General features: G+C 51.8%; 16 protein-coding genes. All 16 read left to right on the top strand.

Annotated features, from left to right (window positions below; all coding sequences use genetic code 11):
• Positions 1-134: 134 nt before the first annotated feature.
• The 16 genes from purE to hisD all read left to right on the top strand — a co-directional run bounded on the left by purE (position 135) and on the right by hisD (position 16,478).
• Complete coding sequence (gene purE, locus ACU70B_RS11985) at positions 135-656, top strand: 5-(carboxyamino)imidazole ribonucleotide mutase (protein ID WP_447183756.1); 522 nt, start codon at positions 135-137, stop codon at positions 654-656.
• Complete coding sequence (gene purB, locus ACU70B_RS11980; RefSeq protein WP_447183755.1) at positions 656-1,954, top strand: adenylosuccinate lyase; 1,299 nt, start codon at positions 656-658, stop codon at positions 1,952-1,954. The genes purE and purB overlap by 1 nt, the downstream gene beginning before the upstream one ends.
• A gap of 17 nt (positions 1,955-1,971) precedes the next feature.
• Entirely contained in the window at positions 1,972-2,691 is a 720-nt protein-coding gene (gene purC / locus ACU70B_RS11975) for a phosphoribosylaminoimidazolesuccinocarboxamide synthase (protein WP_447183754.1), read from the top strand.
• 23 nt (positions 2,692-2,714) lie between these two features.
• Positions 2,715-2,963 (top strand): phosphoribosylformylglycinamidine synthase subunit PurS, encoded by a 249-nt coding sequence (gene purS / locus ACU70B_RS11970; RefSeq protein WP_447183753.1) that lies wholly within the window; start codon positions 2,715-2,717, stop codon positions 2,961-2,963.
• 3 nt (positions 2,964-2,966) lie between these two features.
• Positions 2,967-3,668 carry a phosphoribosylformylglycinamidine synthase subunit PurQ gene (gene purQ, locus ACU70B_RS11965; protein ID WP_447183752.1) on the top strand — a complete coding sequence of 234 codons (702 nt, stop codon included), beginning with the start codon at positions 2,967-2,969 and terminating at the stop codon, positions 3,666-3,668.
• Positions 3,669-5,870 (top strand): phosphoribosylformylglycinamidine synthase subunit PurL, encoded by a 2,202-nt coding sequence (gene purL / locus ACU70B_RS11960; RefSeq protein ID WP_447183751.1) that lies wholly within the window; start codon positions 3,669-3,671, stop codon positions 5,868-5,870.
• Complete coding sequence (gene purF / locus ACU70B_RS11955; protein WP_447183750.1) at positions 5,855-7,255, top strand: amidophosphoribosyltransferase; 1,401 nt, start codon at positions 5,855-5,857, stop codon at positions 7,253-7,255. Before purL ends, purF begins: the two co-directional genes overlap by 16 nt.
• Before the next feature lie 4 nt (positions 7,256-7,259).
• Positions 7,260-8,297, top strand: coding sequence for a phosphoribosylformylglycinamidine cyclo-ligase (purM, locus tag ACU70B_RS11950; protein WP_447185768.1), 1,038 nt, complete (start codon positions 7,260-7,262; stop codon positions 8,295-8,297).
• Positions 8,294-8,923, top strand: a complete 630-nt coding sequence (gene purN / locus ACU70B_RS11945) for a phosphoribosylglycinamide formyltransferase (RefSeq protein ID WP_447183749.1) — start codon at positions 8,294-8,296, stop codon at positions 8,921-8,923. The genes purM and purN overlap by 4 nt, the downstream gene beginning before the upstream one ends.
• 61 nt (positions 8,924-8,984) lie before the next feature.
• Complete coding sequence (gene purH, locus ACU70B_RS11940) at positions 8,985-10,505, top strand: bifunctional phosphoribosylaminoimidazolecarboxamide formyltransferase/IMP cyclohydrolase (protein WP_447183748.1); 1,521 nt, start codon at positions 8,985-8,987, stop codon at positions 10,503-10,505.
• A 246-nt stretch (positions 10,506-10,751) separates the two neighbouring features.
• Positions 10,752-12,038: a phosphoribosylamine--glycine ligase gene (gene purD / locus ACU70B_RS11935; protein WP_447183747.1), complete on the top strand. Its 1,287-nt coding sequence runs from the start codon at positions 10,752-10,754 to the stop codon at positions 12,036-12,038.
• A gap of 137 nt (positions 12,039-12,175) precedes the next feature.
• Positions 12,176-12,838, top strand: a complete 663-nt coding sequence (locus ACU70B_RS11930; RefSeq protein WP_447183746.1) for a phosphohydrolase — start codon at positions 12,176-12,178, stop codon at positions 12,836-12,838.
• A gap of 20 nt (positions 12,839-12,858) precedes the next feature.
• Complete coding sequence (locus tag ACU70B_RS11925) at positions 12,859-13,170, top strand: YerC/YecD family TrpR-related protein (RefSeq protein ID WP_447183745.1); 312 nt, start codon at positions 12,859-12,861, stop codon at positions 13,168-13,170.
• Complete coding sequence (hisZ, locus tag ACU70B_RS11920; protein WP_447183744.1) at positions 13,160-14,314, top strand: ATP phosphoribosyltransferase regulatory subunit; 1,155 nt, start codon at positions 13,160-13,162, stop codon at positions 14,312-14,314. The genes ACU70B_RS11925 and hisZ overlap by 11 nt, the downstream gene beginning before the upstream one ends.
• 224 nt (positions 14,315-14,538) lie before the next feature.
• On the top strand, positions 14,539-15,189 hold the full coding sequence (gene hisG / locus ACU70B_RS11915; RefSeq protein ID WP_447183743.1) for an ATP phosphoribosyltransferase: 651 nt from the start codon (positions 14,539-14,541) through the stop codon (positions 15,187-15,189).
• A gap of 2 nt (positions 15,190-15,191) precedes the next feature.
• On the top strand, positions 15,192-16,478 hold the full coding sequence (gene hisD / locus ACU70B_RS11910; RefSeq protein WP_447183742.1) for a histidinol dehydrogenase: 1,287 nt from the start codon (positions 15,192-15,194) through the stop codon (positions 16,476-16,478).
• Positions 16,479-16,481 lie beyond the last annotated feature (3 nt).

Raw genomic sequence — 16,481 nt, 5'->3', positions numbered from 1 at the left:
GAGGTTTCGGTTAGGAAACCTTCCCGCCCGGGCTTTTAGTATTTCCTTTGCTTTTAAGCAATCCCTGGTATCCGGATACAAATTAAACGCCGGAAACGGGAATTATAAGAAAAGTAAATCAAGGAGGAGTTAAAATGCCTGCGGTAGGAATTATCATGGGTAGTGATTCTGACCTGAGTATTATGCAAGAAGCCGCTGATATGCTGGACAAATTCGGAGTGGATTGCGAAATGACTATCTGCTCTGCTCACCGCTTGCCGGAACAGACTGCCGGTTACGCAGCTACAGCGTTTGACCGGGGGATAAAAGTCATCATCGCCGGTGCCGGGGGAGCAGCCCACCTTCCCGGAGTCATTGCCGCCTATACCATTTTGCCGGTAATCGGGGTACCCATTAAAACCAGCACCCTTTCCGGAGTAGACTCGCTTTATTCCATAGTACAGATGCCCCGGGGCATTCCGGTGGCTACCGTGGCCATAAACGGCAGTGCCAACGCGGCTCTGCTGGCCCTGCAGATTCTGGGCCTCAGCGATGGGAGTTTGCAGTCGCGCATGCAGGAATACCGTTCCCGCATGGCGGACGAAGTTCTGGAAAAAGATAAAAAACTGAAAGAAATAGGCGGTAAAGCTTACCTTAAGGATAAGGAGGCCCGCTAATGATAGAACGCTACACCCTTCCCGCGATGGGCAGGATCTGGTCGGAGGAAACCAAACTAAACAACTGGCTTCGGATTGAGATTGCAGCCTGTGAGGGGTGGGCTCGTCTGGGGAAGATTCCGGCGGAGGCAGTTGCAATAATAAAAAGCAGAGCCCGTTTTGACCGGGAGCGCTGCCGGGAGATCGAGGCCGAGGTGCATCATGATGTTATAGCCTTTTTAACTGCGGTGGCTGAAAATGTGGGCAAAGAATCCAGGTACATTCACATGGGCATGACTTCATCGGATATTCTGGACACCGGCCTGGCATTGCAGATGCGGGACTCGGCCGGTATAATTCTTGACCGGCTTCAAATCCTGAGGGCAAAGGTGGGCGATAAAGCCAGGAAATACAAATATACTTTGAATATGGGACGGTCTCACGGGGTTCACGGGGAACCCACTACATTTGGGTTAAAAATGGCCTTGTGGTATGACGAGCTGGCCCGGGATACGGAAAGATTAAAACAAGCCCGGGAGGTGATAGCCTATGGCGCCATCTCCGGGGCGATGGGCAATTTTGCTCACCTTGATCCCCGGGTGGAAGAATACGTCTGCAGCCAATTGGGGCTCAGGTCCTGTCCGGTTTCCACCCAGATAATCCAGCGCGACCGCCACGCCCAGTTTATAACCACTCTGGCGGTAATAGCCGGTTCGCTGGAAAAGATGGCCACCGAGATTCGAAATCTGCAGCGTACTGAAATCCTGGAGGTGGAGGAACCCTTCCGCCAGGGACAGAAAGGCTCTTCCGCCATGCCCCATAAGCGCAATCCCATGATGAGTGAAAGGGTAGCCGGGCTGGCCCGGGTAATTCGGGGTAATGCGGTGGCGGCCCTGGAAGACGTAGCCCTCTGGCATGAGCGGGACCTTACCCATTCCTCGGTGGAGCGGGTCATTATAGCCGACAGTTGTATACTTTTGGACTACATGCTGGAAAAATTTACGGCTGTGGTATCCGGTCTATTGATATACGAAGACAACATGTTGGAGAATATTAACCGAACCCGGGGGCTGGTTTTTTCCCAGGAATTGATGCTGGCCCTGCTGGGCAAAGGCCTGTTGCGGGAGGAAGCCTACCGCCTGGTACAGCGTAATGCCATGCGCAGCTGGCGGGAGCGTCTCGATTTCAAGCAACTGATATTGGATGACTCGGAAATAATGCAGTTGATTACGCCGGATGAACTGGAACAGGTGTTTGATCTGGGCTTATACACCGCCAATGTGGACTACATATTCAGACGTTGCGGACTGGAAGAATAAAGACAGGAGGGGCTTGCATGCAGCGGGGTGAACTTCTCTATGAAGGGAAAGCCAAACAGGTATTTGCCACCGATAATCCTGAAGTGGTTCGTATGACCTATAAGGATGAAGCCACAGCTTTTGATGGGGCTAAACGCGCGGTTATCAAGGACAAGGGTATAATGAACAAGCGCATCGCCTGTCTCTTATACCGGATGCTGGAAAGCCATGGCATTAAGACCCATCTGGTGGAGGAAATTGATGAACGTCAGGTTCGGGTAAAAAAGCTGGCGATGATACCTCTGGAAGTAGTGGTGCGCAATCGTATAGCCGGGAGCATGGCGCAGCGCCTGGGGCGGGAAGAAGGCGAAGTACTTGAAAGTCCCATCATCGAGCTTTATTACAAGGACGATAGTCTGCACGATCCCATGGTGAATGATTTTTATGCCCGGGTTCTGGGCTGGGCCAGTTCCGAACAACTGGAAGATATTTATAGCCGGGCATTACAGATAAATACGGTTCTAAGCGAGCTTTTCGATAGGGCCGGGATCATCCTGGTCGATTTTAAGCTGGAGTTCGGTGTTTCCCAGGGGGAAATCCTCCTGGGGGATGAAATCTCACCCGATAGCTGCCGGCTATGGGATAAAGACAGCCTGGAGAAACTGGACAAGGACCGTTTCCGCCGCGACCTGGGCGGTGAAGGGGAAGCTTACCGGGAAGTGGTGAGAAGGCTGGAAAGGGTTTTACTCAAACAATAGCATGCCAGGGAGGAATTTAAAGTATGAAGGCCAGCATTTATGTCACCCTGAAAAAAGGGGTGCTTGATCCCCAGGGAGAGGCAGTCAAGAAGTCCCTCCATGTACTTGGCTACGATAATGTGGATGAGGTTCGTATGGGTAAATATATCGAAGTATGGCTGCAGAACTCAAATCCGGAAAATGCGGTCCGGGAACTGCAGGAGATGAGCGATAAGCTCCTGGCCAACCCGGTTATTGAAAACTTCCGGGTGGAACTGCTGGAGGGTGAATAGGACATGCAATTTGCTGTTGTCGTCTTCCCCGGGTCCAATTGTGATGCCGATTGTTACCATGTGGTAAAGAATGTGATGCGGCAGGAAGCGGACTATATATGGCATAAAGAGGAGAACCTCAAGGGCTGTGACGCTCTGATCCTGCCCGGGGGTTTTTCCTACGGTGATTACCTGCGGACCGGTGCTATAGCCCGGTTCTCCCCTATTATGCCGGCGGTGGTGGATTTTGCCCGCCAGGGTGGCCTGGTATTGGGGATCTGCAATGGTTTTCAGATTTTACTGGAAGCGGGACTGTTGCCCGGGGCCATGCTTAGGAATAAAAGCCTGCGCTTTATCTGTGACACCGTACACCTGAAGGTAAAACACAGCCACACCCCGTTTACCAATCAACTTCAGGAGGGTGAACTGATACGGGTGCCGGTGGCCCATGGCGAAGGCAATTATTTTTGTGATCCCCCAACCCTGGAGGAACTTAAACGCCATCACCAGATAGTATTCACTTACAGCGGCCCTGGAGGCGAAGAAAGCCAGGAGCATAATCCCAACGGCTCCCTGGCCAATATTGCCGGCATAATCAACCGGGAGGGCAACGTTCTGGGTATGATGCCCCATCCGGAAAGGTGTGCCGAGCATGTGCTGGGCGGGAGTGACGGCTACCGGATATTTGCTTCCATGATAGACTGGCTGAAGGGGGCGAGGGGCTGAATGAGGGAACTGAGCTACCAAGAGATGGGCCTTTTGGAAGAGGAGTACGAACAGATAAAAGCAATCATGGGCCGGGAACCCAACTATCTGGAACTGAGCATGTGGGCGGTCATGTGGTCCGAGCATTGCGGGTACAAGAATTCCCGCCCCTTGTTAAAGCATTTCCCCACCCAGGGGCCTCAGGTGATTCAGGGCCCGGGGGAAAACGCCGGTGTGGTAGATATAGGCGATGGTCAGGCCCTGGTTTTTAAAATAGAAAGCCATAACCATCCTTCGGCCATTGAGCCCTACCAGGGTGCGGCAACCGGGGTAGGAGGCATTGTCAGGGATATCTTCACCATGGGGGCGCGCCCCATTGCCTCTTTAAATTCCCTGCGATTCGGGGAACTGGACGACCCCCGGGTAAGGGAGCTCTTTTCCGGAGTAGTGGCAGGCATAGCCGGTTACGGCAACTGCCTGGGCATACCTACGGTTGCCGGAGAGGTATATTTTCATCCCTGTTATAAAGGGAATCCTCTGGTCAATGCCATGTGTGTGGGTTTGGTTAATATAGATGAAATAGCCCTGGCGGTAGCCGGTGAAGCCGGCAGCCCGATTATGATGGTAGGGGCGAAGACTGGCCGGGACGGCATCCACGGTGCTACCTTCGCCTCCGAAGAATTATCGGAAAGTTCCCAGGAGAAACGGCCATCCGTTCAGGTGGGGGACCCCTTTATGGAGAAGCTCTTGATTGAGGCTTGCCTGGAGCTTATCAAGGAAGACCTGGTAGCCGGGATGCAGGACCTGGGAGCAGCGGGGCTGACCAGTTCCATAGCTGAAACCGCCGGCAAAAAGGGTATGGGTGTGGAAGTTGACGTACTCAAGGTCCCGCGCCGGGAAAAAGGGATGACTCCTTATGAGGTCATGATCTCCGAGTCCCAGGAGAGAATGCTGATCGTGCCCCGGCAGGGTAAAGAACAGAGAATAAAGGAGATATTTGCTAAATGGGGACTGGATGCCGCCGTTATCGGGCAGGTAACCGACAGCGGCATGTTCAGGGTGTTGGAGGGAGAGCGGCTGGCAGGCGAGGTACCGGTAGAGGCCTTGACCGGGGGTTGCCCGGTGTATGTCCGGGAAGGTGAGGAACCGCCCTATTACCGGGAAGCCAGGAATTTTGATGCCAATTCGCTGCCATTATATAACTGCCAGGAGGCGCTGGAGCAACTGCTGGGCACGCCCAGCATAGCCAGCAAGAGATGGGTTTACACCCAGTACGATTACCAGGTAATGACCAATACCGCTGTAGTTCCAGGAGATGGCGATGCGGCGGTGCTGCGGGTGAAAGGTACTAGGAAGGGAGTGGCTATGACCACTGATGGCAACAGCCGCCTGGTTTATCTGGATCCTTATCAGGGGGGGATTTTAACCGTTTGTGAGGCAGCCCGCAATCTGGCCTGTGTGGGCGCCCGACCGCTGGCTCTGACCAACTGTTTAAACTTTGGCAGCCCGGAAAAACCGCATATCTACTGGCAGATGAAAAATGCTGTCCGAGGGATGGCAGAAGCAGCCAGGGTGCTGGATACGCCGGTGGTAAGCGGCAATGTCAGCCTGTACAATGAAACTGCCGCCGGGGCTATTTATCCCACTCCGGTAATAGGTATGGTAGGCCTCTTGAACGATATAGAGCATCGCTGTGACATGGGCTTCAAGCAGGAAGGCGACCTCATAGTAATGCTGGGCCGCTGGCGTGATGAACTGGGAGGCAGCGAGTACCTGTACAGTTGTCATGGAATAGAAAGCGGAGCCGTACCGGTTGCTGACTTGGATGAAGAGAAGCGGCTGATTGACCTTTTGCTGGAGCTTAATCAGGAGGGGATGCTGCATTCCTGCCATGACATATCCGATGGCGGGCTGGCCGTTGCCTTGGCTGAATCAGCCCTGAAAGGGAAGAAAGGTTTTGAGATGCGACTGGCTGTTAATGACCAACGCCTGGATGGAATACTATTTTCTGAGGCTCCGGGCAGAGCGGTTATAAGTTTTAAAGATGACCAGATGGAAGTTATAAAGGCGAAAGCCGGCAAACACGGCATCGGAATTCAGGTGCTGGGGAAAGTGAAGGGTGAAGACATGGTTTTTAAGCGCGCAGAAAACCAAGTAATCCGGCTGAATCTGCAGCAAGCCAGTAAAATATGGGGGGAGGCCATAGAATGCTACATGAAATAAAGGATAAATTCAAAGATGAATGTGGTGTGTTCGGTATCTTTTTAAACGACCCGGAGACCGATATCGACGCCGCCCGCACCACCTTTTACGGGCTGTATGCTCTGCAGCACCGGGGGCAGGAAAGTGCGGGGATAGCAGTTTCCGACGGCCACAGGATAAATCTGTACAAGGGTGTGGGGCTGGTATCAGAGGTAATCAGGGCCAAACACCTGGAAAGTTTGAAGGGGCACGTCGCCATTGGCCATGTACGTTATTCCACTACCGGAGAAAGCGGACTGGTAAACTCACAGCCGCTGGTTTTTCATTATCTTAATGGGATGGTTGCCTTGGCCCATAATGGCAATCTGGTAAACACGGTGGAATTAAAAAGACGCCTGGCCACTTATGGCTCGGTTTTTCAAACTACAACCGATACCGAAATAGTAGCCAATTTATTGGCCCGCTACTCCCAGGATAAGATGGAGGACGCCCTGGCCAAGTGCATGATAGACATGAAAGGAGCTTTTGCCCTGGTTATAATGACCGAGGATCGGTTAGTCGGCGTTCGTGACCAAATGGGGATAAGACCTATGTGTATCGGCAAATTGAATGGCAACTACGTTCTCTCTTCGGAATCGGCCGCTTTGGATACCATTGGGGCAGATTTTGTAAGAGATGTAAACCCAGGCGAGATTATCGTAATTGATAAGGAGGGTATGCGGTCGCAGCAGGTCATTAATTCCCCCCGCGAGGCCCACTGCGTTTTCGAATACATCTATTTTGCCCGCCCTGACAGCACCATTGATGGTATAAACGTTTACCAGGCCCGGCGCAGCGTGGGTCGTCAGCTGGCCCGGGAATGCGGAATCGATGCGGATTTGGTTATTTCTGTGCCTGACTCCGGAACCTCGGCAGCTCTGGGATATGCGGAAGAGTCCGGCTTGCCTTTTGAAGAGGGTCTGATGAAAAATCGTTATGTGGGGCGCACCTTTATTCAACCCACTCAGCAGATGCGGGAACTGGGGGTGCAATTAAAACTGAATGCCATTGAAGAAGTAGTGCGGGGCAAGCGGATAATCATGGTCGACGATTCCATAGTGCGGGGTACTACCAGCAAGCAAATAGTACAGATGCTGCGGAATGCAGGTGCCAGCGAAGTGCATATGGCGGTGGCTTCACCCCCTACCAAATACCCCTGCTATTACGGTATAGATACTTCCCGGCGGGAAGAGCTCATCGCCAACAATATGGATACTGATCAAATCCGTGAATTTATCGGGGCTGACAGCCTGAATTATGTCAGTCGGGAAGGGATGCGGGATGCTTTGCAAAAGAGCTATCCTTTCTTCTGCGATGCTTGTTTCAGCGGCAGTTATCCCATACCGGTAGAATCTGTGGAGGTTTGACATGATGAATAACAAAGGAATGAGCTACAAGGATGCGGGCGTCGATATCGACGCTGCCAACCGGTCGGTGGACATGATAAAAAAATGGGTAGGAATGACGAAAAGACCGGAAGTGCTGGCGGATATAGGCTCTTTTGGCGGCTTCTTTGCTCTGGATAATGGTAAATATAAAGAACCGATACTGGTTTCCGGCACCGATGGAGTGGGAACCAAGCTTAAAGTTGCCCAGATGATGGGAGTGCACGACAGTGTGGGTATAGATCTGGTGGCCATGTGTGTCAACGATATTCTGGCGCATGGCGCCGAGCCCTTGTTTTTTCTGGACTATATCGCCCTGGGTAAGCTGGAACCTGCTTTGGTGGAGGCACTGGTCAAAGGCGTCAGCCAGGGCTGCGTGCAGGCAGGCTGTGCCCTGATTGGCGGTGAAACGGCAGAAATGCCGGGTTTTTATCGGGAGGATGAATACGACCTGGCCGGTTTTGCGGTGGGAGTGGTAGAACGCTCCCGGCTTATAAACGGCAGTACCATAGAAGATGGCGACCTGTTGATAGGCCTGCCATCTTCCGGCCTGCACTCCAACGGGTATTCCCTGGCCCGGAAAGTGCTGCTGGAAGAGGCCGGCTTAAAGGCAGACAGCTTTGTTCGGCAACTGGATAAAAACTTGGGAGAAGTATTGCTTGCTCCTACCCGGATATATGTTAAAACGGTTTTGGCCCTGTTGGAGGAAGTGGAAGCAAGGGGCATGGCCCATATCACCGGTGGAGGCTTGGGGGAAAATCTGGCCCGGATACTGCCCGCAGGATTAGGTGCAGTAATTGACAGTACCGCTATCGAAACCCCGGCCATATTCAGCCTGATTGCCGAACTGGGCCAGGTGCCGCGGGGAGAGATGTTCAGAACTTTCAATATGGGTATCGGTTTTGTCCTGGCCGTTGCTCCGCATCACTGTGATAAAGCTTTAAAGTGCTTGCACAGTAAAGGAGAAAAGTCTATAGTAATAGGAAGGGTGAGCAGAGACCCGGAAGGGGTAGTAATAAAATGATGCAGGCTATAGCACCCGGGCGTTTACAACTGGCGATACTGGCTTCGGGCCGGGGGAGTAATTTCGATGCTCTTTGCCAGGCCATAGAGCGCGGTGAACTGGATGCAGATGTAAGGGTATTAATAAGTGATATAGAATCTGCGCCAGCGCTGGGAAAAGCGAAAAGTCGGAAAATAGATGCTGTTTTTATCAATCCCCGGGACTTTGGCAGCCGCGATGAGTATGAAGCCGAGCTGGTAGAGGTATTAAAATCCCACCAGGTTACCGTGGTGGTGTTGGCCGGTTACATGCGGCTGGTGGGAAGAATATTGCTGGATGCCTATAAACACCGGATAGTTAATATCCATCCGGCCTTACTGCCTTCATTTCCCGGCCTCCATGCCCAGCAGCAGGCGGTGGACTACGGGGTAAAATTCAGCGGCTGTACCGTACATATAGTAGATCAGGGTATGGATACCGGCCCCATAATCATGCAGGAGGTGGTACCGGTACTGCCGGACGATACCGGTGATACTCTGGCTGACCGGATACTGGCAAAAGAACACAAAACCTACTGGCGTTCCCTCCAATTACTGGCCCAAGGCCGGATATACATCGAAGGCAGAAAAGTATTCATTAAGGATTAAGCACAATAGGTATTAAAAATGAGTGTATTCAGTTTCTATTAAAACAAAGGAGGCTGCAGAAATGAAACGAGCCCTTATCAGCGTATCGAACAAAGAAGGGGTGGTAGAATTTGCCCGAGGTCTGGAAGAGCTGGGCTATGAAATAATCTCCACCGGGGGAACCTATCACACCCTGCAGGAAGCAGGAGTTGCGGTTAAACAGGTGGCTGATATCACTGGTTTTCCCGAAATAATGGATGGCCGGGTCAAGACCCTGCATCCGGGAATCCATGGGGGTATTCTGGCCCGGCGGGATGTACCCCGGCATATGGAGCAATTGCAGGAGAACCGGATTACCCCGATTGACATTGTGGCAGTAAACCTCTATCCCTTCCGGGAAACTATATCAAAGCCGGGAGTAACTATGGAGGAAGCCGTAGAGAATATCGATATCGGCGGTCCCAGTATGGTACGTTCGGCCGCCAAGAATCACCGGGATGTGATTATCGTAGTCAAACCTGAACACTATACAACGATACTGGAAGAACTGAAAAAGGGTGGGGTAAGCCGGGAAATGCGCCTCAAACTGGCATTGGAGGCGTTCAGCCACACCGCTGCCTATGATTCCATGATAGCCAGTTACCTGTCCCGTCTGAATGACAGCTATTTAAACGACAATTTTATTCTCGCCGGTGAAAAGGTTTATGAATTGCGTTACGGGGAGAACCCGCACCAAAAAGCCTGCTTTTACCGCAATATGAATCCGGGCAGCGGCCTGGCTGATGCCAGGGTATTGAACGGCAAGGAATTATCCTACAATAACATAATCGATACCGAGGCGGCCTGGGAACTGGTGAAAGAATTCAGCGACCCCGCCTGTGTGATTATAAAACATACCAATCCCTGCGGAACGGCTATAGCCGACACTCTGGAGGAGGCCTTTACCAGTGCGTTTGCTGCCGACCCGGTATCCGCCTTTGGCGGTATCATTGCCTTTAACCGCAGGGTCGACCTGGCAACCGCCCGCAAGGCCGGGGAACCTTTTATGGAAGTTGTTATTGCCCCGGCATATGATGATGAAGCCTTAAAGGTGCTGCAGAACAAAAAAAATCTGCGGGTGCTGGAGCTGCCGCTGCAGAAAAACGAAGAGCTGATGGTGAAAACCGTGAGCGGCGGTTTCGTCATTCAGGAGAAAGACCTTGATGAAATGGAGCCCGATAATCTGCAGGTAGTAACCGAGGTTGCTCCCACCCCGGAACAGCTTAAGGAACTGGCTTTTGCCTGGAAAATAGTAAAGCATGTAAAATCCAATGCCATAGTAGTTGCCAGAGATGGTATGAGCATAGGGGTTGGTGCCGGGCAGATGAACCGGGTAGGCTCGGCCAATATTGCCCTGGAACAAGCCGGAGACAAAGCCCGGGGTGCAGTAATGGCTTCCGATGCCTTCTTCCCCTTCAAGGACACGGTGGAAATGGCAGCTCAATATGGTATCACCGCCATAATCCAGCCAGGCGGTTCCGTCCGCGATGCCGAGAGCATTGAAGAGTGCAATCGCCACGGTATTGCCATGGTCTTCACCGGGGTAAGACACTTTAGACACTAAGGCTCACCCGATGGGACCAAGGACTATCAGTAAGCTGATAATAACCATAGATTCCCCCATGGCTGCAGGTCGGACCTGTGCCCTGGGGGCATATCCCCAAGCCGTAGGCAGCCAGATTTGACCAATAAATGACTTTGACGCGGAATATTAAGAAATCGTTAGGAATAACACGGAAAGAATTTTAAAAAAATCTGCCGTTGATCATAATAAATCCGCGCCTATTCTTAATCCGGAGGTAGGATGCTAATGGGCAAAAAGGTACTGATTATAGGTCAGGGAGGGCGGGAACACGCCCTGGTTTGGAAACTGGCCCAGAGTCCGCAGATAGACAAGATTTACGCCGCCCCCGGCAATCCGGGGATGGCCCAATTGGCCGAATGTATAGATATTCCAGCCGATGATATGGAAAAGTTGCTCAGCTTTGCCGGCAGTGTGGGTATAGATCTGACGGTAGTGGGGCCGGAAGTTCCCCTTATGGCAGGAATAGTCGATAGTTTCCAGGCCGAGGGCTTAAAAATATTCGGACCGACGTCTGCTGCCGCGCGCCTGGAAGGCAGCAAGGTTTTCACCAAAGAGCTGATGAAAAAATACCATATACCTACCGCCCGGTTCGATGTATATCGGGATATAGAAAAAGCCCGTTCCTGTATCCGGATATATACCGACCAGGGTAAAGCGGTGGTAATAAAAGCAGACGGCCTGGCGGCGGGCAAAGGGGTAGTTGTGGCCCGAAGTGAGCAAGAGGCTGATCAGGCTCTGGAAAGTATTATGTTGGAACGCAGCTTGGGGGAAGCCGGAGACCAGGTGGTCATTGAGGAGTGTCTTTATGGGGAGGAGGTCAGCCTGTTTGTTGTAAGTGATGGCCGGGATTTTGTATCTCTCATTTCGGCTCAGGATCATAAACAGGTTTTTGATAACGACCAGGGGCCCAACACCGGTGGTATGGGGGCCTATGTCAACCCTCCCATCTATACCCCTGAACTGCATCAAGAAGTCGAGAAAACTATTGTCCGGCCGGTTCTTCGGGCTATGGCTGCAGAAGGCTGCCCTTACCAGGGGGTACTGTATGTAGGTTTGATGATTACAGCCGACGGGCCCAAAGTGCTGGAGTTCAATGCCCGCTTCGGCGATCCCGAGACCCAGGCAATCATGCCTATGATTAAGGGGGATATATTGCCCCTGTTTGAGGCAGCAGTCGCGGGCCAGTTGGCGAATTATCAGGTAGTTCTGGAAAAGGGGAGCTGTGTCTGTGTAGTTCTGGCATCAGCAGGTTACCCGGGACCTTATGAAAAAGGTAAGTTGATCACCGGACTGGATGAAATAGGTGCTGAGACCATCGTTTTTCATGCTGGCACCACCGTCAGAGATGGGCAGTTTTTCACCCGCGGAGGACGGGTGCTGGCCGTAGTCAGCCGGGGAGCCAACACGGATGAGGCTATAAAGCGCGTTTATTCCGAATTGGGTAAGATATCATTTGAAGGGATGCATTATCGCAATGATATAGGGCGGAAGGCTTTACAAAGGAGGATATAAGTTTGGGTTTGAAATCTCCCTTTGTCAGACTGGGCATTGCGGCGGCCGTCGTTTTGATGATTTTCAGTATACCTGCCCGGGAAGCCGGCCGTATTTTAAAAGAGCTTGCGGAGTAACTTCCGGGGGGAGGAAATACAGTGGTAACATTGGATATGGTGAAGTCTAATCCCGTAGTCAGGCAGTACATGCAAATTGGAAACGACTATATTGGGAATATCGGAGCGATAGAACATAATACCCACCATGCCGATTTAACTTCGCGGTTATGTCATCATCTGCTTACTACGCTGGGGTATTCGGAAAGGGAAGCGGAGCTGGGGGCTATCGCCGGTTTCCTGCATGATATCGGTAATTTGGTCAATCGCTACGGGCACGGTATGTCAGGGGCGTTACTGGCCTTTAATATTTTACTGGAAATGGATATGGAACCGGGGGAGATAGCCACTATTATTGGAGCTATAGGCAATCATGAGGAACAGGCCCGGGGTAACAGTGTCAATAATGTAGCCGCTGCCCTGATTCTGGCTGACAAATCCGACGTCCACCGTTCCCGGGTACGTAAACGGGATATGGCGGTTTTTACTCCCCGGGATCGAGTTAATTATGCCGTTACTAGTTCGGAGCTGGCAGTGGATGCCAAAAAGCGAGTCATAAGCATGAAAATGGAGATAGATACCAATGTCTGCTCGGTAATGGAGTATTTTGAGATATTTTTAACCAAAATGCTAATGTCCCGCCGGGCGGCTCAATATTTACAGTGTGAATTTGAACTGGTGATCAACGGGTATAAGCTGTTATAGCTTGCAAGGGAGGAATGCTCTTGACTTTTAAACCAAATTGGCAAGACGATAACACCGATATACTGGTAAAGGCCTTACTGACCCTGAGGAGTGAGGAGGATGCCTACCGTATGCTGGATGACCTATGTACTATAAGTGAAATCAAGGCCATGGCTCAGCGCTTGCAGGTAGCCCGGCTTCTTTCCCGGGATATCACCTACAATACCATTGCCAGCAGTACGGGAGCCAGTACGGCCACAATCAGCAGGGTCAAGCGTTGCCTGAATTATGGTGCGGATGGTTATAGAAGGGTATTGGAGAATATGGACGAGGAGAAAGACCATGAGAAATAGGGAAATACCCAAAGGGTTAAGGGATTTACTTCCGACCGAAGTTAAGATGATGCGCAGTATTGAGAAAAAAGCAGCCCGGCTCTTCCACAGTTATGGGTATGAAGAAGTCATAACCCCTACCTTCGAATATCTGGAAGTAGTAGAAAACGGAGCCGGGGGGAACATACGCCAGGAATTGTTTTTGTTTATGGACCGGGAAGGAGGAATACTATCCCTGCGCCCGGAAATAACTGTGTCCATTGCCCGCCTGGCTGCGACTCACATGCAGGATGCACGCTTTCCCCAGCGCCTGTTTTATCAGGCCAATGTTTTCCGCCATGTAGAGCCTCATCTGGCCCAGTACCGGGAATTCTGGCAGCTGGGGGTGGAACTTTTGGGGGCTTCCGGGGTATGGGCGGATTCTGAAATAATCACGATTGCGGTGCGGGTGTTGCAGGACATCGGACTCGATAATTTTAAGCTTAGCCTCAACCAGATAGGGATATTCAACAGCCTGCTGGATGACAGCGGCATGGATTTCGAAGACAGGTTGTTAATCCGAGGCCTGGTGGAAAGCAAAGACCTGGTGGAGTTATCCCGGGTGCTGGAAGAGATGGCTATTGACGACGGGCTGAAAGATACCATCGCTGCCCTGCCGGTACTGCACGGGGGACTGGAGGTCTTAAACAAAATTCCCCGGGTGGAGAAGAATCGTAAGGCTGCGACGGCAGTAAATGAACTTGTTCGAACCTATGATGCCCTGAAGATATGCGGGGTTAAGGATAAGATTGTTCTGGACATGGGTGTATTAAGAGGTCTGGACTATTATACCGGTATTGTTTTCGAGGGATACTCGCCGGACCTGGGCTATGGCTTGCTGGGTGGAGGCCGTTATGATAATCTTATGGGCAAATTCGGATTCCCGCGGCCTGCTACCGGCTTCTCTCTGGGAATGGATCGTCTGGCTCTGGTTTTGAAAAACCGTGACAGCGAACCGCAGCGTTATTTGCTGGGAGGCCGCGATTTCCAGGCCTTGATAGATAAGGCGGGGAAGCTGAGAGAAGAGGGTTATGTAGTTGAAATGGATATTGAAGGCAACAGCAGGGAAGCTTTGGAGCAGATAGCGAAGGGAAGAGAAAATTGCAAACTGCTTTATCTGGAATAGCCGGTAAATTATGCCGGTTGTTCGGAAAGAGCGGGCAAGCATGATGCTTTGTCCCGCCGTCAGCCGGTCTAACGTTATGGTGATGAAGCCGGTTGGGGAAAAAAGATAGTGGGTAAGTACTTAATAGCGCATCTGGTTTACCCTCGCCTTTCCCTCCTGGCTTGGACAAAACATCATGCTTGCCCTGGGGGATGAATCAACATTACTTTTTGGAGGAGAATGCTGTGCAACAGGATTGTTTGACCATAGCCCTGTCCAAAGGGACATTGCTCAAACCTACGGTAAAGCTACTGCAAAAGGTGGCCCTGCCGGTGGAGGGCATGGACCCGGACAGCCGCAACATGGTATTCAGCTATGAGGAGGCCGCCATCAAATACATCATGTGCCGGCCCACGGATGTGCCCACCTATGTGGAACAGGGTGCAGCCGACCTGGGCATTGTGGGTAAGGATGTTATTGTTGAGCAGGCCCGGGATGTCTTTGAAATGGTTGACCTGAAATATGGATACTGCCGTTTTGTGGTGGCAGTGCCCGCAGAAATGAAAGGTATTAGCCTGAAAGATTTGAACTATAAGCGGGTGGCGACCAAGTTCCCAGCGGTGGCGGAACGATTTTTCCGCAGCCAGGGGCTGCAGGTGGAGATAATCAAGCTGCATGGCAATGTGGAACTGGCGCCGATAATGGGGATATCCGATACCATAGTGGATATTGTATCAACCGGGCAAACCCTGCGGGAGAACAACCTGGCGGAGCTGGTCAAGATTATGGATTCCACCACCCGGCTGATTGCCAATCGGGTAAGCTATAGAACCAGGTATGAACGTATCCAGCCCTTGATAGAAACCATGCAGAAAATCGTTAAGGAGGGTTATTAACGGTGAAAATCAGGAGATTTCAAGCCGGAAGCGAAGAATTACACAGCTTTCTTGACTCTGCCCATGCCGGCGCGCAGGAATATGAAGCCAGGGTGGCTGAGATCGGTCGACAGGTCAGGGAACAAGGCGATCGGGGGGTATTTGCCTGCACCCTGAAATTTGACGGAGCCAGTATCAACCGGGAGAATTTCCTGGTCAGTGATGAAGAAATCGCAGAGGCCTATGACCAAGTTGACGATGACTATATGTTTGCTTTGCAGGCGGCCATTGACAATATAGAAAGTTTCCATTCCCGGCAATTGAGAAATTCCTGGATGGAACCGGATGAGCGCGGCAATATACTGGGACAGCTATTCCGCCCCCTGCAGCGGGTAGGCGTCTATGTCCCCGGAGGAACGGCTGCTTATCCCTCCTCGGTGCTGATGAATGCTATTCCCGCCCAGGTGGCGGGGGTGGAGGAAATTGTTATGGTCAGCCCGCCTGACCGGAATGGGGCTATGAATCCCTATACCCTGGTGGCAGCAGCAGAACTGGGCATCAGCGAAATCTACAAGGTGGGCGGAGCCCAGGCGGTTTTTGCCCTGGCTCTGGGTACGGAGACCATAAAAAAGGTCGATTTGATCAGCGGACCGGGCAATATTTATGTTACCCTGGCCAAAAAAATGGTTTACGGCGATGTCAATATCGATATGCTGGCCGGACCCAGCGAGATATTGATTGTAGCGGACGGACAGGCCGACCCGGTCTACCTGGCTGCCGATATGATGTCCCAGGCCGAGCACGACGTACTGGCGCGCAGTATACTGGTAACCGACAGTGCTGATTTAATTGATAAAGTGGAAGCGGAAATTGAGCGCCAGATAAAAAGTCTATCCCGGCGCGATATTATCGAGAAATCGCTTATGGACCTCGGGGCTTTTATTCTGGCTCCTAGTATTGATGAAGCCTGTAATATAGCCAACCAGGTGGCCCCGGAGCACCTGGAGCTGATGGTGGATAATCCTTTTGCCATCCTGTCCCGAATCCATAATGCGGGTGCTATTTTTATGGGACATAATACCCCGGAGCCGGTGGGGGATTATTTTGCCGGGCCCAACCATATTCTTCCCACCGGAGGTACAGCCCGTTTCTACTCTCCGGTGACGGTGGATACGTTTATGAAAGCTTCCAGCATCATTTATTATTCTGAAGAAGGTATCCGGGAGGACGCCGATGACATAATAAAATTGGCCTCGGTAGAGGGCTTGACTGCCCACGCCAATTCGGTCAGAGTGCGAAAGGGGAAGTAAGTA

The organism is Syntrophomonas curvata, from assembly GCF_052976825.1.
This window is presented reverse-complemented; position numbering and strand designations above follow the sequence as displayed.